Source organism: Sphingomonas oryzagri (assembly GCF_029906645.1).
GTDB classification, from domain to species: Bacteria; Pseudomonadota; Alphaproteobacteria; order Sphingomonadales; family Sphingomonadaceae; genus Solisphingomonas; species Solisphingomonas oryzagri.
Genome location: NZ_JARYGZ010000002.1, coordinates 13003 through 37528 on the forward strand (window position 1 = coordinate 13003; position 24526 = coordinate 37528).

The 24526-nt window shown below is 67.9% G+C and carries 23 protein-coding genes; 14 read left to right on the forward strand and 9 right to left on the reverse strand.

Features of this window, described 5'->3' with window-relative positions; all coding sequences use genetic code 11:
* Positions 1-137 precede the first annotated feature (137 nt).
* Both QGN17_RS14170 and QGN17_RS14175 read left to right on the forward strand, forming a co-directional pair.
* Positions 138-803, forward strand: a complete 666-nt coding sequence (locus QGN17_RS14170) for an energy transducer TonB (protein WP_281045238.1) — start codon at positions 138-140, stop codon at positions 801-803.
* Between the two features lie 143 nt (positions 804-946).
* Complete coding sequence (locus QGN17_RS14175) at positions 947-1339, forward strand: hypothetical protein (RefSeq protein ID WP_281045239.1); 393 nt, start codon at positions 947-949, stop codon at positions 1337-1339.
* 101 nt (positions 1340-1440) lie between these two features.
* Here the strand turns inward: QGN17_RS14175 and QGN17_RS14180 are convergent, their stop codons facing one another.
* Positions 1441-2673, reverse strand: a complete 1233-nt coding sequence (locus QGN17_RS14180) for an ABC transporter permease (protein WP_281045240.1) — start codon at positions 2671-2673, stop codon at positions 1441-1443.
* Positions 2670-3599, reverse strand: coding sequence for an ABC transporter ATP-binding protein (locus QGN17_RS14185; RefSeq protein WP_281045241.1), 930 nt, complete (start codon positions 3597-3599; stop codon positions 2670-2672). Before QGN17_RS14185 ends, QGN17_RS14180 begins: the two co-directional genes overlap by 4 nt.
* A gap of 137 nt (positions 3600-3736) precedes the next feature.
* On the opposite strand from QGN17_RS14185, the gene QGN17_RS14190 reads away from it, so the two are divergent.
* From QGN17_RS14190 to QGN17_RS14210, 5 genes are all read left to right on the forward strand, one after another.
* Positions 3737-4969, forward strand: coding sequence for an NAD(P)/FAD-dependent oxidoreductase (locus QGN17_RS14190; protein ID WP_281045242.1), 1233 nt, complete (start codon positions 3737-3739; stop codon positions 4967-4969).
* A gap of 153 nt (positions 4970-5122) precedes the next feature.
* A complete protein-coding gene (locus QGN17_RS14195; RefSeq protein WP_281045243.1) occupies positions 5123-6367 on the forward strand; it encodes an N-acetylmuramoyl-L-alanine amidase in 1245 nt (414 codons plus the stop codon).
* A gap of 81 nt (positions 6368-6448) precedes the next feature.
* On the forward strand, positions 6449-8935 hold the full coding sequence (locus tag QGN17_RS14200) for a penicillin-binding protein 1A (protein ID WP_281045244.1): 2487 nt from the start codon (positions 6449-6451) through the stop codon (positions 8933-8935).
* A 187-nt stretch (positions 8936-9122) separates the two neighbouring features.
* On the forward strand, positions 9123-10250 hold the full coding sequence (gene prfB, locus QGN17_RS14205) for a peptide chain release factor 2 (RefSeq protein WP_281045245.1): 1128 nt from the start codon (positions 9123-9125) through the stop codon (positions 10248-10250).
* A gap of 23 nt (positions 10251-10273) precedes the next feature.
* A complete protein-coding gene (locus QGN17_RS14210) occupies positions 10274-10984 on the forward strand; it encodes a class I SAM-dependent methyltransferase (protein WP_281045246.1) in 711 nt (236 codons plus the stop codon).
* Here QGN17_RS14210 and QGN17_RS14215 read toward each other — a convergent pair.
* A complete protein-coding gene (locus QGN17_RS14215) occupies positions 10981-11361 on the reverse strand; it encodes a JAB domain-containing protein (RefSeq protein ID WP_281045247.1) in 381 nt (126 codons plus the stop codon). The genes QGN17_RS14210 and QGN17_RS14215 overlap by 4 nt on opposite strands.
* 120 nt (positions 11362-11481) lie before the next feature.
* Between QGN17_RS14215 and QGN17_RS14220 the strand changes: the two genes are divergently transcribed.
* The 6 genes from QGN17_RS14220 to QGN17_RS14245 all read left to right on the forward strand — a co-directional run bounded on the left by QGN17_RS14220 (position 11482) and on the right by QGN17_RS14245 (position 17712).
* The gene (locus QGN17_RS14220) at positions 11482-12276 is read left to right on the forward strand and encodes a thymidylate synthase (protein WP_281045248.1); all 795 of its coding nucleotides are present in this window, start codon (positions 11482-11484) and stop codon (positions 12274-12276) included.
* Positions 12273-12746 carry a dihydrofolate reductase gene (locus QGN17_RS14225; protein ID WP_281045249.1) on the forward strand — a complete coding sequence of 158 codons (474 nt, stop codon included), beginning with the start codon at positions 12273-12275 and terminating at the stop codon, positions 12744-12746. The genes QGN17_RS14220 and QGN17_RS14225 overlap by 4 nt, the downstream gene beginning before the upstream one ends.
* A 58-nt stretch (positions 12747-12804) precedes the next feature.
* Positions 12805-13734 carry a bifunctional riboflavin kinase/FAD synthetase gene (locus QGN17_RS14230; RefSeq protein WP_281045250.1) on the forward strand — a complete coding sequence of 310 codons (930 nt, stop codon included), beginning with the start codon at positions 12805-12807 and terminating at the stop codon, positions 13732-13734.
* A 147-nt stretch (positions 13735-13881) separates the two neighbouring features.
* Entirely contained in the window at positions 13882-16791 is a 2910-nt protein-coding gene (gene ileS, locus QGN17_RS14235) for an isoleucine--tRNA ligase (RefSeq protein ID WP_281045251.1), read from the forward strand.
* Positions 16784-17287, forward strand: a complete 504-nt coding sequence (gene lspA, locus QGN17_RS14240) for a signal peptidase II (protein WP_281045252.1) — start codon at positions 16784-16786, stop codon at positions 17285-17287. The genes ileS and lspA overlap by 8 nt, the downstream gene beginning before the upstream one ends.
* On the forward strand, positions 17287-17712 hold the full coding sequence (locus QGN17_RS14245; protein ID WP_281045253.1) for a DUF3035 domain-containing protein: 426 nt from the start codon (positions 17287-17289) through the stop codon (positions 17710-17712). Before lspA ends, QGN17_RS14245 begins: the two co-directional genes overlap by 1 nt.
* A gap of 113 nt (positions 17713-17825) precedes the next feature.
* On the opposite strand, the gene QGN17_RS14250 is transcribed toward QGN17_RS14245, so the two are convergent.
* The 3 genes from QGN17_RS14250 to QGN17_RS14260 form a co-directional block, all read right to left on the reverse strand.
* On the reverse strand, positions 17826-18590 hold the full coding sequence (locus tag QGN17_RS14250) for a TorF family putative porin (protein WP_281045254.1): 765 nt from the start codon (positions 18588-18590) through the stop codon (positions 17826-17828).
* Positions 18591-18825: 235 nt separating this feature from the next.
* The gene (gene metC / locus QGN17_RS14255; protein WP_281045255.1) at positions 18826-19998 is read right to left on the reverse strand and encodes a cystathionine beta-lyase; all 1173 of its coding nucleotides are present in this window, start codon (positions 19996-19998) and stop codon (positions 18826-18828) included.
* Positions 19995-20843 carry a sulfurtransferase gene (locus QGN17_RS14260; protein WP_281045256.1) on the reverse strand — a complete coding sequence of 283 codons (849 nt, stop codon included), beginning with the start codon at positions 20841-20843 and terminating at the stop codon, positions 19995-19997. The genes metC and QGN17_RS14260 overlap by 4 nt, the downstream gene beginning before the upstream one ends.
* Positions 20844-20920: 77 nt before the next feature.
* Between QGN17_RS14260 and queF the strand changes: the two genes are divergently transcribed.
* Positions 20921-21367 carry a preQ(1) synthase gene (queF, locus tag QGN17_RS14265; protein ID WP_281045257.1) on the forward strand — a complete coding sequence of 149 codons (447 nt, stop codon included), beginning with the start codon at positions 20921-20923 and terminating at the stop codon, positions 21365-21367.
* Between the two features lie 26 nt (positions 21368-21393).
* Here queF and QGN17_RS14270 read toward each other — a convergent pair whose 3' ends face one another.
* From QGN17_RS14270 to QGN17_RS14280, 3 genes are read right to left on the reverse strand one after another with little or no spacing between them, the layout of a single operon-like run.
* Positions 21394-22284 (reverse strand): alpha/beta hydrolase family protein, encoded by an 891-nt coding sequence (locus QGN17_RS14270; protein WP_281045258.1) that lies wholly within the window; start codon positions 22282-22284, stop codon positions 21394-21396.
* Entirely contained in the window at positions 22281-23243 is a 963-nt protein-coding gene (locus QGN17_RS14275) for an isopenicillin N synthase family dioxygenase (RefSeq protein ID WP_281045259.1), read from the reverse strand. Before QGN17_RS14275 ends, QGN17_RS14270 begins: the two co-directional genes overlap by 4 nt.
* Positions 23244-23282: 39 nt before the next feature.
* Positions 23283-24482 carry a diguanylate cyclase domain-containing protein gene (locus QGN17_RS14280; RefSeq protein ID WP_281045260.1) on the reverse strand — a complete coding sequence of 400 codons (1200 nt, stop codon included), beginning with the start codon at positions 24480-24482 and terminating at the stop codon, positions 23283-23285.
* Positions 24483-24526: the final 44 nt, after the last annotated feature.

The window sequence follows — 24526 nt, forward strand, 5'->3', positions numbered from 1 at the left end:
ATTGCACGGATGCACAACAATATTTGTGCGTCCGCAGTATAGAGCGCCATCCTCAAGTCCAACGCGATCCTTGATTTGATCTATTGCCAATTTTTACGGTGGTGGCATGATACAACATCCCATGGAAGGGAGTTGTCATGGCCTATATCGATCAGGACAGAAGTCGCGAGAAGACGATCTCGGGGGCGGTTTCGCTCGTGGTGATCGGCGTGGTGGGCTACGGGCTGGCCTCCGGGCTGGCGATGAAGATCGTGCGCGCACCGACGTGGATCATCCCCGACAGGGAGTGGAAGCTCCCGCCGCCACCGCCCGAACCGAAACCGCAGCCCAAGACGACGACGCAGCCGAAGTCGACCGCCGATCCGCTGCCCATTCCGATTCCGCTGCCGCCGATCCCCATGCCGAAGGCGGATCCGCTGCCCCTCCCGCCGATCCCGCTGCCCACGGGCGGCGGCGGCGGAATGGGCGATCCTTTGCCCCAACCCCAGCCGCAACCGGTCGATCACACCACGAGAGCGATGCCGCGCGGCGATTCCAGCCGCTGGGTGACGACCGACGACTATCCGCCCTCGGCGGTCCGCGCGGGGATCGAAGGGCGGACCAGCTTCCGCCTCGATATCGGCGTGGACGGCAAGCCCACCGGCTGCTCGGTGCTGGCGAGCAGCGGATCGGACGATCTCGATCGCACCGCGTGCAGCCGGCTGATGAGCCGCGCCCGCTTCAAGCCCGCGCAGGATGGAGCGGGCAACCCGGTCGCCTCCACCTATTCGGGCGGCGTGACCTGGAAGCTGCCGGCGGAATGACGATGCGACCCCGCCGGAGCACATCCGGCGGGGACTCGCCCCACCGCACCACGGACTCGCCTTGTCCCCACGCGGCTTGACGCGAATTCCCGGCGCCTGACAGCGCGTATCCCGCAGGGGTGCGCGTTAGTAAGGATCAAGGGATGACGAGACTCCGCACCGCAATACTGGCCGCCTCACTCAGCATCGGCGCGGCCTCGGCGGCCCAAGCCGGTATCGGCGCGGAGGGCATGGGCGCCCGCGCGGACGGCCATTGGGGCGGCGAGCTCGGCGCCGGCTACAGCTGGGGCCTCGCGGGCTTCTCGATCACGCCGGGCGTGGGCGTGCTGGTCGCCGACGACCACACCCGCCCCTATGGCCGTGTCGAGGCGGCGTACAAGATTCCCGCCTTCGCCAAGATCGGCGCGGGCGTGCGCATCTCGGGCGATCACACCCGCCCCTACGGCACGGTGGCGATGCCGCTGCTGCCGATGGTCAACCTGAAGGGCAATGCCGGACCCAAATATTACGCGATCGGCCTGACGGTGGGCTATTGAGCCAGCCACCAACACTCCGTTCGTCCTGAGCCTGTCGAAGGACGTGCAGCAAGCGCTACGCTTCCGGCACGCACTTCGACGGGCTCAGTGCGAACGGTGGATCAGGGGACACCCAGGTTCGAAACCGCCTCGGCCGTCTTGCTTCGAGACCACCACCGCCACCCGCCGCCGGACTTGAGCACCGCGCGGCGGAACATGGCGGCGGCGACGCGCAGCGCCAGCACCAGCCAGAGGATCTGCCACGCCAGCGCCAGCAGATGCGGCCAGAGCGCCGGCAGCTCGGCGGCGCGCGCGATCATCGCCAGTGGCGAGCTCCACGGGAAGATCGCCGCAGCGATCGACACCCAGCGATCGGGATGCGCCACGCCCGCCGAGGCGAAGCCGTAGAGGACGAGCTGGAGCATCGTCACCGGCAGCGCCATCACCTGCACCTCGCGCGGGCTTCCCGCCTGGCTGCCGATGCCGAGGAACACCGCGCCGAGCAGCAGGTAATTGCCGACGAAATAGGCGATCAGCAGCGCCACAAAGGCCGGCCAGCCGACCGCCGGCACCGGCAGGCCCATCACTATAGCGGGCTTGAAGGCGAGGACGCCGCCCGCGATCACCACGCTCCACGCGCCCACGAAGGTCAACGCGATCGCCAGCATCGAGCAGAGCTTGCCGAGGAAGATCGCGTCCACCGGCACGGCGGCGGCCAGCACCTCGATCACCTTGTTCGATTTCTCCTCGATGAAGGTGGAAAGCGACATGCCCGCCAGCATCACAAGGATGATGAACAGGCCGGTCTGCGCCGCCTTGGCGATGCCGGTGCCATCCTGCTTCCGGTCGCCCGGCGGTGAGGGCGCGCGGGCCGTACCGAGATCGACCGGCGGCGGCGCCCGTTCGCCGAGCGCGGCGTCCGCGCGGGCGGTATCGACGATCAGGCCGACATCGTCCGACAGCGACGCCGGCGCGTGCGCCGCCAGCGTGAAATGCGGATCGCCCGTCACGCCAACCAGCAGCGCGTCATACCGCCGTTCGCCTTCGAGCAGCCATGTCGCCGGCTTTTGGCCCGGCGGCAGGAAGGAGAGCCTGGGCAGCGCATCGGGGCCGAGGCGCCTGACCAACCGGTCGCGCGCGGCCGTCAGATGTTGCGCGTCCCCTGCGTTCGCGACCACCGCGACGACCGGAGCGGACGGACCGGGGCCACTGTCGGTCCCCAGCGATGCGAACACGCCGCCGAAGATCACCGGGAAGACCGGGGTGAGCAGGAAGAGCAAAAAGATTCGCGAGAAAACGGTCGACACATAGTCGCGCCGCGCGATCACCCAGGCGGAGGCGAAGAGCTGCCTCATGGCGCGACCTCCTCCGTTTCCGGCTGGGGCACCGGTTCGCCGACCAGTTCGACGAAGGCTTCATGCAGACTGGGCCGCTCGATCGACAGCGCCTCGATCCCCGCGCCGCTCGCGATCAGCGCCTCGAGCACAGGTTCGATCCCATCTGCGGGCAGCGCGAAGGTGAAGCGGCGATCGTCGGCCAGCGTGTCGGCGGGCAGCGCCGCGCGCCACGGCCCGTCCGGATGTCGGGTGACGAGCGACACGCGCGACGGCAAGCGGCCGCGCGCCTCGGCCACCGTGCCGTCGAAGCGGATGCGCCCCTTGGCGATCACGCTGATCCGCTCGCACAGCCGCTCGGCATGGGCGATGACGTGGGTGGAGAAAAGCACCGTCGCCCCTTCCGCCACCTGCGCGCGGATCAGCCCCTCCAGCCTTTGCTGGTTGATCGCGTCGAGGCCGGAGAACGGCTCGTCCAGCACCAGCAGCTTGGGCCGGTGGACGATCGTGCCGAGCAGCTGGACGGTCTGCGCCATGCCCTTGGAGAGCTGTCGGATCGTCTTGGTCGCCGCCTCGCCGAGACCCGCCTCCTCCAGCAGCTGCATCGCGCGGCGGCGGCCATCGGCCAGCGACATCCCGCGCAGCGCGCCCAGGAAGGCGATCGCCTCCTTCGCCTGCATCGAAGGGTAGAGGCCGCGCTCCTCGGGCAGATAGCCGATCCTCGGCGCGGCGCGCATCGGCTTGTCCTCGCCCAACACCCGGCGCCAGCCCTCGTCCGGCTCGATGATGCCGAGCAGGGTGCGCAAGGTCGTCGTCTTGCCCGCGCCATTGGGGCCGAGCACACCGTAGATCGCGCCCTCCGGCACCGCGAGGTCGATCCCGTCGACCGCGCGCTGCCCCTCGAACCGCTTGACGAGCTTGCTCGCCTCGACCGCCAGTTTCGTCATGCGTCCCCGGAAATGACAACGATGGCGCAATTTTCTGTCCGCTTGGAACCGCCAGACGAACAGGTTATGCGCCGAACCATCGAGAGCATGATGGTAGGCAAACCCGGATTAAGGAAGCCCTGCCGGACGGACGGAGGATGCGGGTGGCGGCGACATACGACGTGGTGATCGTGGGTGCGGGGCATGGCGGGGCGCAGGCCGCGATCGCGCTTCGGCAGCGCAAGTTCGAAGGCACGATCGCGATGATCGGCGAGGAGCCGGAAATCCCCTACGAGCGCCCGCCGCTCTCCAAGGACTATTTCTCGGGCGAGAAGAGCTTCGACCGCATCCTGATCCGCCCCGCCGCCTTCTGGGAGGAGCGGGGCGTCGCGATGCTCACCGGCAAGCGCGTGGTGAAGGTCGATCCGGACGCCCACACCGTCACCACCGAGGATGGCGAGACGATCGGCTATGGCGAGCTCATCTGGGCGACCGGCGGCCATCCGCGCCGCCTCACCTGCTCGGGCCATGACCTGATCGGCGTCCACGGGGTGCGCACCCGCGCGGACGTCGACAGGATGATGAGCGAGCTAGCCACCACCGAAAAGGTCGCGGTGATCGGCGGCGGCTATATCGGGCTGGAGGCGGCCGCCGTGCTCGCCAAGATGGGTAAGCAGGTGACGGTGCTGGAGGCGCTCGACCGCGTCCTCGCCCGCGTCGCCGGCGAGCCGCTGTCGCGCTTCTACGAGGCCGAGCATCGCGCCCACGGCGTCGACGTGCGGCTGGGCGCGATAGTCGAGTGCATCGAGGAGCGGGACGGCCGCGTCGCCGGCGTGCGGCTCTCCGGCGGAGAGATCATCGAGGCGCAGATGGTGATCGTCGGCATCGGCATCATCCCCGCGGTCGAGCCGCTGATGGCGGCCGGCGCGCGCGGCGGCAACGGCGTCGCGGTGGACGAGCATGGCCGCACTTCGCTGCCCCACATCTTCGCGATCGGCGACTGCGCGATGCACGCCAATGCCTATGCCGAAGGGCTGCCGATCCGCCTCGAATCGGTGCAGAACGCCAACGACCTCGCCACCACGGTCGCCCGCGCGATCACCGGTGACGAGGAGCCGTACAATAGCGTGCCATGGTTCTGGTCCAACCAGTACGACCTGCGCCTGCAGACCGTCGGCCTGTCGTCAGGCCACGATTCGACGGTCACGCGCGGCGACATCGCCAGCCGCTCCTTCTCGATCGTCTACCTGAAGCAGGGCCATGTCGTCGCGCTCGACTGCGTCAACGCGGTGAAGGATTACGTGCAGGGCAAGGCGCTCGTGACGGGCCGAGTCGCGGCCGATCCGACGAAGCTCGCGGACCCTGAAATCCCCCTCAAGAGCCTCGCCTGATCCCCCGAAGGAGGGAGACGTCGGGATATTCAGCCCTAGTCGCGCACGTCTGGTCGCTTGGTTACTGACGGATCAACCGTAGGGGTTCACCCTACCGACAGGCGCTCACTCTAATCGGGAGGTGGGGGAGCGCTGTTGGGGACCGACAGGCTCATGCGTTTTGCTTTGTCGGCGTACCGTGGATGTGCGGGCGCCGTTATCAGTCTGGGCCTGCTGGGCGCGCCGCTGGGCGCCGCCCAAGCAAGCACGATCAGCGCGATGTCGGTGAGCGGCAACGCGATCACGATGGCGTTCGATTCGGCGATCGACGGCGCGTCCGGGCTGATACTCGATACGCCGCGCCGGCTCGCCGTGGACATCCAGGGGCTGACGCCGGGCGCGATGACCGCTTCGGGCGGTCCCGTCCTGCAGACCCGCGTGGGCCAGGTGAGGCCGGGTGTCGGCCGCGTCGTGTTCGATCTCGCCGGCCGCAGCGTCGTGCGCCAGGCGAGCCTGTCCGACGATCACCGCACCCTCACTCTCCAGCTCGCCGATGCCTCGCCCCGCGAATTCGCCAATGCGGCGCGCGTCGGCCGCGTGAGCTACGCCTCCTTCTCGCCGTCTCAGGGCAATGGCAGCGTCACCGTGCCGCTCGACGCGCCGACGCCCTATCGCCTGCCGATCCCGGCGGTGGAAGGCCGCGCCAACAAGCCGCTGGTGGTGATCGATGCCGGCCATGGCGGCCACGATCCGGGTTCGCTGTCGATCGACGGCCGCTATCGCGAGAAGGACGCGACGCTGCAGATCGCCAAGGCGATCCGCGACGAACTGCTGAAATCGGGCCGGGTGCGTGTGGCGCTGACCCGTTCGGACGACCGCTTCCTGATCCTGCAGGAACGCCGCGAGATCGCACGACGGCTCCATGCCGACCTGTTCATCTCGGTCCATTGCGACAGCGCACCGGGATCGAACGCGAGCGGCGCCACCGTCTACACGCTGTCCGAAGTCTCGTCGGATCAGGTCGCCGCGCGTCTGGCGGCGAAGGAAAATCGCTCGGACATCATCAACGGCGTCGATCTCGGCGACACCTCGAACGAGGTCGGCAACATCCTGATCGACCTGACGCAACGCGAGACGATGAACGCCTCGTCGCGTTTCGCCGACGTGCTCCAGCGCGAGCTGACCAGCGAGGGCGTCCAGTTCAAGACGACCTATCACCGCTTCGCCGGCCTCGCCGTGCTCAAGGCGCCGGACGTGCCCGCCGTGCTGCTCGAATCGGGCTACATCACTGATCCGGGCGATCTGAAGAAGCTGTTCTCCAAAAGCTACCAGCACGATCTGGCGGTCGGCGTGACGCAGGCGGTGGAGGCCCACTTCGCCCGCCGGCTGGGCCGGACGGATGTGGCGCTGAACGATTGAGCATCACGCGGGGCACAGGGAAGACGGATCGCCGCACCGCCGCTTCCCTTCCCCCGCGTTCCCCTCTAGACCGCGCAGCGCATGGAAGATCAGGCGGATAACGGCGGCGGACGGGCGACGATCAGGCGGGAGGACGATCCCCGCTGGCGGCGTATCCTGCGTTCGCGGTGGAGCAAGGCGTTCGGCGGACTGATCGGCATCGGCCTGGTCGGCATCCTCGCCATCTGGCTGATCTTCGCGCGCGACCTGCCGTCGACCGACAAATTGCTCGCCTACGAACCGCCGCTGCCGACCAACCTGCGCGGGATCGACGGCGCGCCGATCTACACCTTCGCGCGCGAGCGGCGCGTCCAGCTCTCCTATGGCGAGCTGCCGCCGCTGCTGGTCGATGCCTTCGTGTCGGCGGAGGACAAGAATTTCTTCAGCCACCACGGGATCGACGTGACCGGGCTGGCCGGCGCGGTGGTCGATTATGTGCGCAAGGCCGGCACCGGGGATCGCGCGCGCGGTGGCTCCACCATCACCCAGCAGGTCGCCAAGAACCTGCTGACCGGCAACGAATATTCGATCAAGCGCAAGGTTCGCGAGGCGATCCTGGCGGTGAAGATCGAGCAGACGCTGTCCAAGCAGCAGATCATCGAAATCTACCTCAACCAGATCTTTCTCGGCCGGAACGCCTATGGCGTCGAGGCGGCGGCGCAGAGCTATTTCGGCAAGGACGTAAAGGATCTGACGCTGCCGGAGATGGCCTATCTCGCCATCCTGCCCAAGGCGCCCAGCAACTACACGCCCGAACATGACATGGATCGCGCGCTGGCGCGGCGCTCCTACGTGCTGCGCGAAATGGCGAAGAACGGCTACATTACCGAGGCGCAGCGGCAGGAGGCGGACAACGCCCCGCTCGGCGCGATCGAGCGCCAGCCCATCCGGCAGGAGATGCCGCCCGGCTATTTCGCCGAGGAAGTGCGCCGCGAGCTGATCCAGAAGTTCGGCGAGAATGACGAGGACGGCCCCTATTCCGTTTATGGCGGCGGCCTGTGGGTGCGCACCTCGTTCGACGCGACCAAGCAGGCGGCGGCCGAGAAAGCGCTGCGCGACGGCCTCGCCCGTTATGCCAACGGCCATGGCTGGAGCGGGCCGTCCGGCCATATCGAGGTGGGCGAAGGCTGGCAGGGCCGGCTGATCGCCGCCAATGTCGGGCCGGGTTATGCCGACTGGAAGAAGGCGGTCGTGCTGTCCAAATCGGGCGGCGTCGCCGAAATCGGCTTCGAGGACGGCACCAAGGACGAATTGCCCTCTTCCGCGGCCTCCACGCCGAAAACCGGCACCGCGACCGCCGCCTATAACTTCCTCCAGCCCGGCGACCTGATCGTCGTGAAGAAGGACGTCTCCACCTGGACGCTGCGCTCCATCCCGGCGATCTCCGGCGGCATGGTGATCGAGAACCCGCATACCGGGCAGATCCTCGCCATGCAGGGCGGCTGGGATTTCCGCGGGGGCAGCTTCAACCGCGCGACGCAGGCGCTGCGCCAGCCCGGCTCCACCTTCAAGCCGATCGTCTACTCGGCCGCGCTCGACAACGGGATGACCCCGGCCTCGATCGTGGTCGACGGGCCGTTCTGCGTGTTCCAGACGGCGCGGCTCGGCACCAAATGCTTCCGCAACTTCGGCGGCGGCTATGCCGGCCCCAAGACGATGCGCTGGGGCCTCGAACAGTCGCGCAACCTGATGACGGTGCGCATCGCCAGCCAGATCGGCATGGACAAGGTGACGCAGAACGCCCGCAACCTGGGCGTCGGCGATTACCCGAACCAGCTCGCCTACGCGCTGGGCGCGGGCGACACGACCGTGCTCAAGATGGTCAACGCCTATTCGGCGCTCGACAATCTCGGCCGCCAGATGCCGCCGACGCTCATCGACTATGTGCAGGATCGCCACGGCAAGGTGATCTATCGCGCCGACACGCGGCCGTGCGACGGCTGCAACGCGCCCGACTGGAACGGCAAGCCGATGCCGCGGCCGCCGGTCCGCGGCAAGCAGGTGATCGACGCCACCACCGCCACCCAGATCGTCCACATGATGGAAGGCGTCGTCCAGCGCGGCACCGCCACGATCCTGCGCGATCTCGGCCGTCCGATGTTCGGCAAGACCGGCACCACCACGGGGCCGACCAACGTGTGGTTCGTCGGCGGATCGGCCGATCTCGTCGGCGGCCTCTATCTCGGTTACGACCGGCCGCGTCCGCTGGGCGGCTATGCGCAGGGCGGCACGATCGCGGCGCCGGTGTTCAAGCAGTTCGCGCTGGCGACGATGAAGGACGATCCTGTGAAGCCCTTCCCGCTGGCGCCGGGCATCCGCATGGTCCGCGTCGATCGCGCCACCGGCCGGCGCGTCTATGGCGGCTGGCCGAGCAACGACCCGCTCTCCCCGATCATCTGGGAGGCGTTCAAGCCCGAGACCGAGCCGCGCCGCACGATCAAGCGCGAGACCGCGATCAAGGATGCGCCGAAGAGCCAGCCGAAGGCAAGCGACGCGGACTTCTTGCAACAACAGGGCGGGATTTACTAAAGCCGGATCGTCGCCCCGGCGCTCGTCATTGCGAGGAGCGAAGCGACGAAGCAATCCATCAGCGCAGCGCCTGCGGCGTGGATTGCTTCGCTGCGCTCGCAATGACGGCGCGATGTGTGCGATAGGCAGCGCCCCTGTCTTGGAGCCGGTACTCGCCGGCATGACGAATTAGGTTCTGGAGTTTCCGATGCGCGCCGAAGCGCAAGCCCATGTCGAGAAGATCAACGCCGCGATGGCGCTCGTCCGCCGGTTCATCGATTGGGACCGCGCGCTGCGCCGTCTCGACGAACTGAACGCACGCGTCGAGGATCCGTCGCTGTGGAACGATCCCAAGCAGGCGCAGGCGATCATGTCCGAACGCCGCCGGCTCGACGAATCGATCAACGCGGTGAAGACGATCGAAAAGGATCGCGACGGCACGATCGAGCTGATCGAGCTGGCCGAGATGGAGGGCGACACCGCCATCGAGGACGAGGCGGTCGCCAGCCTCGGCGCGCTAGCCGAACGGTCCGAGATCGACAAGATCAAGGCGCTGCTGGCGGGCGAGGCCGACGGCAACAACGCCTTCATCGAGATCAACGCGGGTGCCGGCGGCACCGAGAGCCAAGACTGGGCCGGGATGCTCCAGCGCATGTACACGCGCTGGGCCGAGCGGCGCGGCCTCAAGGTCGAGCTGATCGACTTCCACGACGGCGAACAGGCCGGCATCAAGTCCGCCACCCTGCTGGTGAAGGGCGAAAACGCCTTCGGCTGGGCCAAGACCGAGAGCGGCGTCCACCGCCTCGTCCGCATCTCGCCCTATGATAGCGCCGCGCGCCGCCACACCAGCTTCTCGAGCGTGTGGGTCTATCCGGAGGTCGACGATGACATCGACATCCAGATCGAGGACAAGGATCTGCGCATCGACACCTATCGCGCATCCGGCGCCGGCGGCCAGCACGTCAACCGCACCGATTCGGCCGTCCGCATCGTCCACCTGCCCACCAACATCGTGGTGCAGAGCCAGGACGACCGATCGCAGCACAAGAATCGCGAGACCGCCTTCAAACGCCTGCGCGCCAAGCTCTACGAGCGCGAGCTGCAGATCCGCGAGGCCAAGGCGAACGCCGAGAACGCCACCAAGACCGATATCGGCTGGGGCCACCAGATCCGATCCTACGTACTCCAGCCGTATCAGATGGTGAAGGATCTGCGCACCGGAGTGACATCGACGGCGCCCGACGAGGTGCTCGACGGCGCGCTCGATCCGTTCATGGCCGCCGCGCTGTCGCAGCGCGTAACGGGCGAATCGGCGGACGTGGAGGACGTCGATTGAGGCGAGCGCTTGCGCTCGTACTGATGACGCTGCCGCTCGCCGCCTGCGGGAAGGACAAGCACGACCAGCCGCCGACACCGCAGTTCCAGCGTAACAAGGATGGCTTCCCGCTCCCCGCGCGGCCCGTCGCCAGCATCGTCGAGACCGCCTATTCGACCGAGGCCGCGCGCGACAAGCTCGACGAGGCGCGCGCGGTGATGGACAAGGCCGGGATCAAACGCGGCATGACCGTCGCCGACATCGGCGCGGGCGAAGGCTATTACACCATCCGCCTCGCCGCCCGCGTCGGCGACAACGGCCGCGTGCTGGCCGAGGATATCGTGCCCGATGTGCGCGATGCGCTGGCCGAGCGCGTCAATCGCGAGCGGCTGGACAATGTCAGCGTACGGCTGGGCGACCCGGCCAATCCGCGCCTGCCGCCCAACAGCTTCGACCGCGTGCTGATGGTCCACATGTACCACGAGGTCGCCCAGCCCTACGAATTCCTGTGGAACGTGCGGCCCGCGCTCAAGCCCGGCGGCGAGCTGGTGGTGGTCGATGCCGACCGTCCGACCTTCCGCCACGGCACCCCGCCGCGCCTGCTGGAATGCGAGCTGAAGGCGGTCGGCTTCGAGCGGGTTAACCAACGCGAGATGCCGTCGGCCGGCGGCTACCTCGCCACCTTCGTGGCGAAGGGCGAACGCCCCCTGCCGCAGGCCATCCACCCCTGCGACGCGAACGGCAAGCCGCTCTAGAGCAACCCCAGCAACCGGAAGCTCGCCCATTCGCCGCGCGCGACGAGGACATGATCGAGCAGGTGCAGCCCCAGCGCACCGGCGCCTTCCGCCAGCCGACGGGTCGCGCGGATATCCTGCGGACTGGGCGCCGCATCGCCCGCCGGATGGTTGTGCGCGACGATCAGGCCCCACGCCCCGCAGGCCAGCGCATCCCGCAGCAGCGCGCCCACCGGTAGCGACGCCGAACAGGCATCGCCCGGCCCGCCGCGCCGCATCGCCAGCACCCCGCCCTGCCGATCGAGCGTGGCCGACCAGAGATGCTCGCGCCCGCGCCCGGCCAGTTCGCCGAACAGGGCGAAGGCATCGGCAGGGCTGACGACGCGCGCGCATTGCATGGCGCGAGGAGTGGAACCGCCACGACCGAACGGCAAAGGACGACTTGTCCACAATGGAGTGATCGGTTCGTGATCGGGGCCGCTTGGACTCGCCGCCGCGCTGGTGCACAAGCTGCACCCGTGAAAGCCTATCTCGATCTCATGCAGCGCATCCTCGACGAAGGCGTCGAGCAGCACGACCGCACCGGTGTCGGCACCTTGAGCGTGTTCGGCCACCAGATGCGGTTCGATCTCTCCAAGGGCTTCCCGCTGGTGACGACCAAGAAGCTCCACCTGCGATCGATCATCGTCGAATTGCTGTGGTTCCTGCGCGGCGACACCAACGTGAAGTGGCTGCAGGAACGCCGAGTCAGCATCTGGGACGAATGGGCGGCGTCGGACGGCGAGCTCGGCCCGGTATACGGCAAGCAGTGGCGCCGCTGGGAAGGGCCGGACGGGCAGGTCATCGACCAGATCGCCGAGCTGGTCCGCCAGATCAGGGAACAACCCGCCTCGCGCCGCCAGATCGTCTCCGCCTGGAACCCGGCGGACCTGCCGCAAATGGCGCTGGCGCCGTGCCACTGCCTGTTCCAGACGCGGGTGGCGAACGGCCGGCTCGACCTCCAGCTCTACCAGCGCTCGGCCGACGTGTTCCTCGGCGTGCCGTTCAACATCGCGAGCTATGCGCTGCTGGTTCACATCCTCGCCCAGCAGTGCGATCTGGAGCCAGGCACCTTCGTGTGGACCGGCGGCGACTGCCACCTCTATTCCAACCATCTGGAGCAGGCGCGCCTGCAGCTGACCCGCGATCCCAAGCCGCTGCCGACGCTGAAGATCCTGCGCAAGGCCGACAGCATAGACGGCTACGAGCCGGAAGACTTCGTGATCGAAGGCTATGAGGCGCATCCGCACATCAAGGGCGCGGTGGCGGTATGAGCCGGCCGGAAATCGTCTTCTACGTCGCCCGCGCCGACAATGGCGTGATCGGCAAGGACGGCGCGCTGCCGTGGCGGCTGCCGGAAGACCTCAAGCGCTTCAAGGCGATGACGATGGGCAAGCCGATGGTGATGGGCCGCAAGACCTTCGAGAGCTTCCCCAGCCTTCTGGTCGGCCGCCGCCACATCGTGCTGACCCGCGATGCCGGCTGGTCGAAGCCGGGCGCCGAGGTGGCACACGATGTCGACAGCGCGATCGCGCTGGCCGGCGACGCGGAGGAGATCGCGGTGATCGGCGGGGCGGAGATCTACCGCCTGTTCATGGACCGCGCCCATCGCATCGAGCTGACCGAAGTGCATCGCTCGCCCGACGGCGACACCAAGATGCCGCCGCTTGGGCAGGGTTGGCGCATCGAGAATCGCGTTCTGGGCGGGCCGGACTTCGATTTCGTCACGCTGGTACGCCCGTAACGCCCCCTCCCAGCGAGGGGGCTAGCTCCGCCCCGCCCCTCTGCTATAGCGCGCCTCCATGGAACGGCTCTCCGGGGACCGCCCCGTCCCCGAGCATCTGCGCGGCGGCGTCGTGGCGCTCGGCAATTTCGACGGATTCCACATCGGCCACCAGGCGGTGGTGGGCCGTGCGCTGGAACGCGCCCGCGCCGAAGGGCGCCCCGCGCTGGTCGCCACCTTCGATCCGCATCCCGCCCGCCTGTTCCGGCCCGAAGCCCCGCATTTCCTGCTGACCACCATGGCGCAGCGGCTCGATCTGTTCGAGGCGTTCGGCATGGACGGCGCGATCGTGCTGCCCTTCGATCGCGCGATGGCCGCCGTCAGCCCCGAAGGCTTCGTCGCCGACTGGCTGTTCGACCGGATCGGCGCGGGCGCGGTGGTGACGGGGCACGACTTCACCTTCGGCAAGGATCGCGCCGGCACGACGGATGCGCTGGCATCGCTCGGCCGCACCTACGGCCTCGGCGCCGAGGCGATCGCGCCGGTGGAAGCCGACGGCGCCGTCGCTTCCTCCACCCGCATCCGCGAGCATCTGCGGAGCGGTGCGCCGCAGGCGGCGGCGCGGCTGCTCACCCGGCCCTTCACCATCCGGGGCGCGGTGCAGCACGGCGACAAGCTCGGCCGCACGATCGGCTATCCCACCGCCAACGTCGCGATCGGCGATTACCTCCGCCCCGCTTACGGCGTCTATGCGGTGCGCGGGCGGCTGGCGGACGGGCGCGTGGTGGATGGCGCGGCCAATCTTGGCGTGCGGCCTCAGTTCGATCCGCCCAAGGAATTGCTGGAGCCGTATTTCTTCGATTTCTCGGGCGATCTCTACGGCCAGACGATCGAGGTGGAGCTGATCGAGTTCCTCCGCCCCGAGGCGAAGTTCGACAGCCTCGACGCGCTGGTCGCCCAGATCGGCCGGGATTGCGAAGAGGCGAAGCGCATCCTCTCCCCTCCCTGAAAGGGAGGGGTCGGGGGTGGGTTCGCCTGAGGCCGGCGCGACCCAATCCGGAGACGAACCCACCCCTAACCCCTCCCTTTCAGGGAGGGGGACCGCGCGGGAAAGGGCTTTGGCGGCGCCGAATCCTGCGCTAAAGCCCGCGGCGATATGTCCGACGCCACTTCCAAGCCCGACTACCGCGACACCGTCTTCCTGCCGAAGACCGACTTTCCCATGAAGGCCGGCCTCGCGGCGAAGGAACCCGCGATCCTCGCCAAATGGCAGAGCGAAGACCTCTACGGCACGCTCCGCAAGCAGCGCGCCGGGCGCGAGCGCTGGATCCTCCACGACGGCCCGCCCTACGCCAATGGCGACATCCACATGGGCCACGCCATGAACAAGGTGCTGAAGGACATCATCGTCCGCAGCCAGTCGCTCCTCGGCAAGGATGCGCCCTATGTTCCGGGCTGGGACTGCCACGGCCTGCCGATCGAATGGAAGGTCGAGGAGCAGTATCGCGCCAAGAAGCAGAACAAGGACGACGTGCCCGTCGACCAGTTCCGCGCCGAATGCCGCGCCTACGCCCAGAAATGGGTCGACGTGCAGCGCGACCAGTTCAAGCGGCTCGGCGTGATGGGGGACTGGGACGATCCCTATCTCACCATGAAGTACGAGGCCGAGGCGGCGATCGCCGGCGAGCTGCTCAAGTTCGCCGAGACCGGCCAGCTCTATCGCGGCGCCAAGCCGGTGATGTGGAGCCCGGTCGAGAAGACCGCGCTCGCCGAGGCCGAGGTGGAATATGAGGACATCACGTCCACTCAAATCGACGTGGCGTTCGAGATCGTCGAGGCGCCGCTTGCTCCAGAGTTGGTCGGAACGCGCGCAGTAATCTGGACGACTACGCCGTGGACGATCCCGGTGAATCAGGCTTTGGCTTATGGCCCTGACGTTGAATACGTGCGGGTCGATATGCCGGAATATAAGTCGCTGTTCCTCGTGGCGGCAGACTTGGTCGAAGCGTTCTCACGTCGCACTGGTCTCGCTTGCTACGAGGGAGAAACCTACAAGGGCTCACAGCTTGCGGGAGCCGTCGCGCGGCATCCGATGCACGCGAAGGGCGGCTTCTTCGCGAAGCCCCGCCCCTTCCTGCCCGGCGACTTCGTCACCACCGATGCGGGCACCGGCCTCGTCCACATGGCGCCCGATCACGGCGAGGACGATTTCCTGCTCTGCAAGGCGCACGGCATCGATCCGGTGTTCGCGGTGGAGGATAACGGCTTCTACCGCGCCGACTGGGCGTGGATGGGCGGACAGGGCAGCGTCATCGCCCCCAAGCTCAACGCGCCGGACGGCCCGATCTGCACGGGCCTGCGCGAAGCGGGCGCGCTGCTGGCGGCGGGGAGCATGGTGCACTCCTACCCGCATTCGTGGCGCTCCAAGGCCAAGGTGATCTTCCGCTGCACCCCGCAATGGTTCATCGCGATGGACAAGCCGATCGCGGCGAGCGCTGCGCTTGGGCCACGTGCTTCGACTTCGCTCAGCACGAACGGGTTTAATGAGGCTGGCCAAGAGAACTCCGTTCGTCCTGAGCCTGTCGAAGGACGTGCCGCGAGCGAAGCGCCCGCCACGAACGGCCCCACCCTCCGCGAGCTCGCGCTGGACGCGATCGAGCATACCCGCTTCGTGCCGGACAAGGGCCGCAACCGCATCGGATCGATGGTCGCCGGGCGCCCCGACTGGGTGATCTCGCGCCAGCGCGCCTGGGGCGTGCCGATCGCCATCTATGTCGATCCCAAGACCGGCCGCTATCTGGACGACAAGGGCCTCAACGCCCGCATCGTCGAGGCCTTCAAGGCCGGCGGCGCGGACGTGTGGTACACGATGGACCATGCCGCCCTGCTGGCCGAGTTCGGCCACGACACGACCGTGTGGCAGCCCGTCACCGACATCCTCGACGTGTGGTTCGACAGCGGCTCCACCCATGCCTTCACCGTCGAGGCGCGTTATGGCGAGGGCGTCCGCGCCGATCTCTATCTCGAAGGATCGGACCAGCATCGCGGCTGGTTCCAGTCCTCGCTGCTGGAAAGCTGCGGCACGCGCGGACGCGCGCCCTATGACGCGGTGCTGACCCACGGCTTCGCGCTCGACGGGCAGGGCCGCAAAATGTCCAAGAGCCTCGGCAACGTCGTCGATCCGCTCAAGGTTATCAATGAGAGCGGCGCCGACATCCTGCGCCTGTGGGTGGCCTCGACCGACTATTTCGAGGATGTCCGCATCGGCAAGGAGGTGCTGGCCGGCACGTCCGACGCCTATCGCAAGCTGCGCAACACCTTCCGCTACCTGCTCGGCGCGCTCGACGGGTTCGGCGAGGAGGAGCGCGTCGCGGTCAGCGAGATGCCCGAGCTGGAGCGCTACGTGCTCCACCTGCTCGCCAAGCTCGACGCGGAACTGCGCTCCGCCACCGACGCCTTCGAGTTCAACCGCTACGCCCGTGCGCTCACGGATTTCGCGAATGCCGATCTCTCGGCCTTCTTCTTCGATATCCGCAAGGACTGCCTCTATTGCGACGCGCCGGAGAGCCTGACGCGCCGCTCCTACCGCACCGCGCTCGACATCCTGTTCCAGGCGCTGGTGCGCTATGCCGCGCCGATCCTCTGCTTCACGGCGGAAGAGGTGTGGGGCACGCGCTATCCCGACACCGGCTCCGTGCATCTGCTGGAGTGGCCGGAGGTGGAAGGCCTGTGGATCGACGAGGGACTGGCGCAGAACTGGCAGCAGCTGCGCGACCTTCGCCTCACCGTCTCGGCGGCGATCGAGCCGATGCGCAAGGCGAAGGAACTGGGCTCGTCGCTGCAGGCCAGGGTCGCGATCGGATCGCCCGAGCGCCCCGCCGCGACGCCCTCCGAACTCACCGAGCTGTTCATCGTGTCCGACGTGCAGCTGGAGACGACCGATTCCACGCAGGTGGTGGTCCACGTCACCGACTGGCACAAATGTGGCCGCTGCTGGCGGCACCTCCCCGAAGTGAAGGAAGACGGCGATTTGTGCGACCGTTGCGAAAGCGTCGTTCATGGCTGACCTGAAGATCACCCGCCGCATGGGTTTCGCGGTCGCCCTGCTGGTCTACGCGCTGGACCAGTTCATCAAGGCGATCATCATCCATGGCGTGAACCTGCCGGTGCGCACCGTGATCGAGGTGCTGCCGATCTTCCGCTTCTACTGGGTGGAGAATCACGGCATCTCGATGGGCTTCCTCACCGCCGACGGGCCGGTGGAACGCTGGCTGCTGGTGCTGCTGACCGCCGGCATAGCGGTCGCGGTGGTGTTCTGGCTGTGGCGAGAGCGCAACAAGCTCGATGCCGCGGCGCTGGGCCTGGTGCTCGGCGGCGCGCTCGGCAACATCACGGATCGGGTGCGGCTCGGCTATGTCGCCGACTTCCTCGACCTGCATTTCGGCGGCGTGCACCCTTTCCTGGTTTTCAATGTCGCCGATGCCGCTATTACGGTGGGCGTATTGCTGCTGGTGCTGCGCGCATTGTTGGTGCGCACGCCCGCCGCTTCGGAGAAGAATTGATGCGTAGGACGATCGCGACGGTGGTGGCTCTGGCAGGCGGAGCGGCGGTGCTGGGCGGCTGCGCCCACACCAAGGCGACCGGCTTCGGCAACCGCAACGCGCCCAACGAGTTCGTCGTCACCCGCAACCCGCCGCTGGTGATCCCGCCCGATTTCGCGCTGCGCCCGCCGCGTCCGGGCGAACCCCGCCCGCAGGAGGCCAGCCCCTCGCAGCAGGCGCTCGCCGCGATGTTCGGCGGCCAGGTGCAGCTGTCGCCGGGCCAGCAGGGCCTGATCGACAAGGCCGGCGGCGCCCCGGATGCAGGCATCCGCTCGGACGCCGGGTCGCCCGGCACCAACGTGGTCGACAAGGGTTCGGCGGCGAAGGACATCATCGCCGCACCGGCCGGCAACAGCGACAATTCAACCGTTTCGACGCCGCAGTAAGCGACACGCGCCAGCCCGGCTACGGCCGGGATGACGGCAGAAAGAAAGGGCCGCGACGGACATCTCCGTCGCGGCCCTTCCTGCTTTCAGGCCCGGTGTTCAGGCGTGGCGGATCAGAAGGCGACCGCGACGGCGCCGACGAAACCACCCTTGGAGATGTTGCGGTTCTTACCGCCGCCCAGCGGGTAGCTGTAGAGATCCTTGTTGGTGTCCGTATAGGCCGCCGAGAAGGTCAGCGCCTTCCAGGTATAGGCGGCCGTCAGGCTCCAGTCGGTGTATTTCTGACCGAACGTGATGTAGTTGTGGACGAACGAGCGACCGACATGGCCGGTCAGCGTCACGCCGGTGTTCGGGATCGAGAAGGACGGCTCTACATAGGCGTAGAAGCCGCCGCGGCGATCCTCGGTGCCGTCCGACAGGCCATGCTGCTTCCAGGCGAAGTTGGTGCCGACCTTCACGCCGACCGGGCCGAAGCTGTGCGAGACGTTGGCATACGGCTCGAAGAAGTCGGAATTGATGCCGCCCGAACCCGGATAGTAATAATAGAGCATGCCGACATCGACGGTGGTGCCGTCGAAGGTCTTCTTGTAGCCGCCGTACAGATCGATCTCCTGATCGCCGCCATTGGCGACATAATCGTCGATCGAGCTGCCCCAGGTGCCGACGTAGAAGCCCGATTCGTGGCTGACGCCGATCGTGCCCTGGATGGCGAAGCGCTTGTTGGTCTGCGAGAGGCCACGGAAGCGATAGTCACTGGTCAGCGTGGCGCCGCCCGTGATCGTGAAGGCGCTGGGCGGAGCGGCGTCGTCCGCCAGTGCCGGAACGGCCGCCATCGTGCCGAACGCCAACGCGACACAGGCCTTGGTCAAAGCGCGCATAATCGTGGATCCTCTTTCTTCTTGGACAAAGGAGCATCCACCCGCGAGTGCATCGGTACCGGACTCTCCCACCCCCCGAGGCAGTGGCCGGCTGCGATGCACAGCCAGACTCGTACCGATTTCGCGGCAGCGCACAATTACAATCGCGCAACAGAAGAGCAACAATCGCCAGATGGCGACAGACCGTTGCTTCAGCGCAACAGACAGCGTTATCTTATTTCGCCGACGGGTTTGCTTATGCCGCCTTGATGCGGGCGAAGCCTCGCTCGAGATCGGCGATCAGGTCGTCGGGATGCTCCAGCCCGATATGCAGGCGGATCGCCGGGCCGTCCGCCTCCCAGCGGGTTGCCGAACGGATCGTGCCCGGCTCGATCGGCAGGGCGAGGCTCTCATAGCCGCCCCAGCTGTAGCCGATGCCGAAATGCTCCAGCCCGTCGATGAAGACCGCGCGGGCCGCCGCGTCGCCGCCGTTCAGGATGAAGGTGAACAGGCCGGACGATCCCTTGAAGTCGCGCGCCCACACGTCGTGGCCGGGGCAGGATGGCAACGCGGGATGGAGAACGCGCGCCACCTCCGGCCGCCCCTCCAGCCAGCGCGCGACCTTGAGCGCGCCCTCCTCATGCGCCTTCATCCGGACGGCGAGCGTGCGCAGGCCACGCAGGCCCAGATAGGCATCGTCGGGTGCGACATGCTGGCCGAACAGCTGCGTGGTGCGGCGCAGCTTGGCATGGTGCGCGGCCGTGGCGGTGACCGATCCCAGCATCGCATCCGAATGGCCGACGACATATTTGGTGCAGGCGAGGATGGTGAGGTCGATCCCCGCCGCGATCGCCGGGAACAGCAGGGGCGTCGCCCAGGTGTTGTCGAGCAGGGTGACGATGCCGCGCTCCTTGGCGACCGCGACGATCGCCGGCACGTCCTGCACCTCGAAAGTGAGGCTGCCGGGGCTTTCGAGGAAGATCGCCGCCGTCGTCTCGCCGATGAGGTCGGCGATGCCCGCCCCGATCATCGGATCGTAGAAGCGCGTGGTGATCCCCATCTCGGCCAGCACGGTGCGGCAGAAGACGCGGGTCGGCTCGTAGGTCGAATCGACCATCAGCAGCTCGTCGCCGGCCTTCAGCACCGACAGCAAGGCGATCGAGATCGCCGCGACGCCGGACGGATAGAGCATCGTCCCTTCCGCGCCCGGCTCCAGATCGGTGAGCGCGTCGGCCAAGGCCCATTGGGTCGGCGTGCCGCGCCGGCCGTAATGCCAGTCGCCGTCCGCATTGCGGCCCGCACCGGCCTTCAGCGAGGCGCAATCGTCGAACAGGATGGTGGAGGCGCGGTGGACCGGCGGGTTGACGATCCGCCCGGTCCATTCGGGGCGGCGGCCGCCCTCGACCAATTTGGTTTCGTCGCGGCTCATGACACCGCCTTGGGGGTCGAGGGATCGGCGCCGTACTCGCTCCACGATCCGTCGTAGAGCGCGGTATCTTCGCGCCCCAGCATATGCGCGGCGAAAAACAGGCCGGACGCGGTGATCCCCGATCCGCAGGTGAAGACCAGAGGCCGCGCCGGATCGACGCCCGCCTGATCGAACAGCTCGGCCAGCGCCTCGCCCTTCTTCCAGCGGCCATCCGCATCGAACAGCCGGCTGTAGGGCAGGTTGACCGATCCGGGGATGTGACCGGCCGCGATACCGGGGCGCGGATCGCCCTCGGCGCCCGAAAAGCGGGGCGCGCCGCGCGCGTCGACCAGTTGCTCGGACGGCGCATCGACCAGCGCGCGCACCGCCGCCAGATCGCGGATCAGCGCCTCGTCGCGGGCCGAGAAGCCGGTGCGCTGCTCGGGCAGCGGATCGCAGCGCCCCGTGCCCCGCTCCAGCGGCAGCCCCGCCTCGCGCCAGGCGTCCGCGCCGCCGTCAAGGATCGCCAGCCGGTCGGCGCCGAACAGGCGCAGCACCCACCAGGCGCGCGCCGCCGTGCGATGCGGTGAATCGTCGTAGAGGATGATGCGGTCGTCGCGCCGGACCCCCAGCGCCGCCATCCGCGCGCGGAACTGGGCGAGGTTGGGCGCCATGGTCGGGCGCGGATCGTCGGTGTCGGCGAGCGTCTTCAGATCGAGGAAGCGCGCGCCGGGGATGTGGCCCGCCTGATACTCGGCGTGCGCGTCGCGCTCCGGCTCGAACGGCAGGTAGGTCGCGTCGAGCACGACGATGCCGGGTTCGTCGAGCCGCCGCGAAAGCCATTCGACCGTGACGAGATCGTCCATGCGCATACTCCTTTGCCGGGGAGATAGCATGGCCGCCGCCATTGCGAAGGGGGGCGGCGCACCTTAGTTGGCGCTCCATGAGCATCACCCATCTCGGCCAGCCCAGCCAGCTTCCGGCCAGCCCCGAAGCGGCCGTCCTCGATTACGTGCCCAACCCGCGCCCCGGCCGCCCTTATCTGGTGCGCTTCACCGCGCCCGAATTCACCTCGCTCTGCCCGGTGACCGGTCAGCCCGACTTCGCACATCTGGTGATCGACTATGCGCCCGGCGAGACGATCGTGGAATCGAAGTCGCTCAAGCTGTTCCTCGGCTCGTTCCGCAACCATGCCGCCTTCCATGAGGATTGCACCGTCGGCATCGGCGAGCGCCTGTTCGCCGAGATGAAGCCGCTGTGGCTGCGCATCGGCGGCTACTGGTATCCGCGCGGCGGCATCCCGATCGACGTCTTCTGGTCCTCGGGCGAGCCGCCCGCCGGCCTGTGGCTGCCCGATCAGGGCGTGCCGGGCTATCGCGGGCGGGGCTAGATCAGCCCTGCCTCGTTCCTGCGGCGCTATTTCTTCAAGAGCATGGTTATGGTGTTGACCTGCTCTTGCCACGCGGCCGTAGTCGGCGTGATCAACTCGAAATGACCCGCGCCGGGAACGATGTTGAAACTGCCTGCATCTCCCAACTTGAGATGGACGACATAAGCTTCGGAAAAGCGAGGCGGCGAAATGGGATCCAGCTCGCCCGCCACCAGCGCCTGAAAAACGCCCAGCGGACCCATGACCTTCGGCGAAGTATCCGCGTAGACATCTGGGTGACTGGCTGATTGCGGGCCTACAAGCTTTTCCACCGTGTCCGAGCCGCAGGCCTCTGCCGCCTCCGTTTTCGCCTGAGCCAGATCAGGCAATCCGCCCGCGCTGACCACGCCTGCAATCGACAGCGGATGCTCGCTCCACAGCGTGCTCGTCTTCGCGATCCTGTGCCTGGCCGCCAGCCAAAGCGCGAGGTGACCGCCCGCCGAGTGGCCCATCGCCACCACCCGCTTCGTGTCCAGCCCCAGCTTCGGTCCCTCGCGGCCCAGCATATCGGCCGCCGCCGCGACATCCTCGAACGTGCCGGGATAGCCGCCGCCCGGCACGTCCACGCCGCGATATTCGATGTTCCACACCGCGATGCCGCGCTTCATCAGGTCGGCGGCCAGCGCGTGCATGATGTCGGCCTTGGCGACCGCCGTCTGCCAGCAGCCGCCGTGGATCATCAGCACGACCGGGAACGGCCCCTTGCCCTCGGGCTTCCACAGCTCGACATGCTGGAGCGGGTCCGCCCCGTAGGCGAGGATCGGGCCGGGCGCGGGCGGCTGCACCACGCGTGCCTTGAACTCCGGATAGGTCATCGGTGCGGCCATCGCCGGAGTTCCCATGGAGAGCAGCGCCAGCGCGGCCGCCCAGCGCCTCACAGCAGCTTGATCTCACGCAGCCGCTGCATGAGGTAATCGTGCGCGGTGATCGGCTCCGGATAGCGATCCGGATGCGCCGCATCGACGCAGCCCGGCAGCGTCTCGATCAGATAGTCCGGCCGGAAGTGCAGGAAGAACGGCATCGAATAGCGCGCATGGCCGCGCCGTGCCGACACCGGGTTGGAGACGCGGTGCGTGGTCGATCGCAGGCGGTTGTTGGTGAGCCGCTGGAGCATGTCGCCGACATTGACCGCCAGCTCGCCCTCCTTCGGCGTCACCGACAGCCACTGGCCGTCGCGATCGAGGATCTCCAGGCCCGCCTCCTCGGCGCCGAGCAGCAGCGTGATCGTGTTGATGTCCTCGTGCGCGCCGGCGCGGATCGAGGGGCCGTCGCCGTCCACCGGCGGATAATGGAGCAGGCGCAGGACGGAATTGCCGTCGCGCACGGTGTCCGCGAAGAAATCGGGTTCGAGCTTCAGGTAGCGGGCGATGGCTTCCAGCAGCCGCGCACCGGTCGCATCGAAGGCGGCGAACAGTTCGAGCATCACCGCGCGGAAATCGGCCAGTTCCTTGGGCCAGATGTTCGGCGGCATCCGGTCTTCGTAGGCGTGCCCCGCCGCCAGCTCGCGGCCGACATGCCAGAATTCCTTGAGGTCGACCGCCTTGGCGTCCTTGGCGGTCTCGACCCCGAAGGCGGTGTAGCCGCGCTGGCCGCCGCCGCCGGCCGGGCGATAGGCCATCTTGGCATCGACGGGCAGTGCGAACAGGGCCTTCGAGGCGGCCTCGGCACGCGCGATCAGGTCGCTCGAAATGCCGTGGTTGGAGATGACGGCGAAGCCGTAGCGTTCGAAACTGCCACCCAAAGCCTGGGCGAAGCCGTCGCGATCCTGCGCGAAATCGGCGAGCGAAACGGAAGCCACGTCCGCCGGCGGGGCGGGTCTGTCGAGTACGGTATCCATGGATACCAGATAGGCCGATGCGGCGTGTCTGGAAAGCGCTCAGCGCGCCCCGGCGCGGCGGGGCGTGGTGGCCTGGGCGGCGATCCGCAGGCTGGGGCCGGAGGCGACGACCGCGCGGCAGCGGCCCCGGCCCTTGGCCTCGTACAGCGCCGAATCGGCCGCCGACATCAGCCGGGCGAGATCGTGACCGTGATCCGGCATCCGCGCGATGCCGATGCTGGTGCCGACGGTGACCGAGACGCCGTTGTCGAGATCGTAGGGGCGGTTGGCGATCGCCGCGATCACGCGTTCGGCGCGGCCCAGCGTGCCGCCGCGATCGGCCTCGGGCACGAGTAGTACGAACTCGTCGCCGCCGATCCGCGCGGCGGTGCCGCCCGCCGGCGCCAGCGCCTGCAACCGCCCCGCCACCATGCGCAGCAGCGCGTCGCCCGCCGCGTGGCCGTAGCGGTCGTTCACCGACTTGAAGCCGTCCAGATCGAGATAGAAGAAGGCGAGCGGCCCCTTGCGGTCCTCGCGATGCTGCCACGCGGTGATCGCGCGCTCCAGCCCCGCGCGGTTGACGAGGCCGGTCAGCTGGTCGTGATGCGCGCGGCGATCATTCTCGCGTTCGGCGGTGATGGTGCGCACCAGCATCCCGTGCAGGCTGCGGATCGCCATCCACAGGCTGAACAGATAGATCGGCACCTGCGGCACCAGGATCCACAGCTCCCACCGGCCGGACAAGGCGGCGCCGATCGCGGCTGGGCCGAAGCTGGCGATCACCATCGCGGTGCAAAGGCGCGGCGCGGTGAAGTTGCGGAAGGCGATGCCGCCCGCCATCGCGGCGGCGGAAATGGTGGTGATCCCGCCGATCAGCCAGTCCCGGCTGAGCAGGCCCAGGAAGCTGCCATAGCCGACGCCGATCGCCCACATCAGCGCGAGGATCACATAGGCATCGGTATGCGTCGGGCGGCCGAGCCGCGCGTTATGGCGCGCGTGCCACAGCACGTAGAGCCTCACGGCGCCGAGCATCATCTCGTAGCCCGCCCACAGCAGGAAGGGCGCGGTCGGGTGGCGCCACGAGGCGACGGCCGAGACCGCAATGGTGTTGAACACACCCCCGAAGAAGATGACGAGCGTGCCGAACAGGCTGGCGAGCAGCATCGGGCGGATCTCGTCGGGTACGTCCGCACCCGGCTCGACCAGCCAGCGACCGAGGCGCGTGCGCGGCGCGCTGTAGGTGGCTGCTTGATAGATCACGTCGTCTCCCTTCGACCTTCGTCGAAAGCTAGACGGGCCGGGTT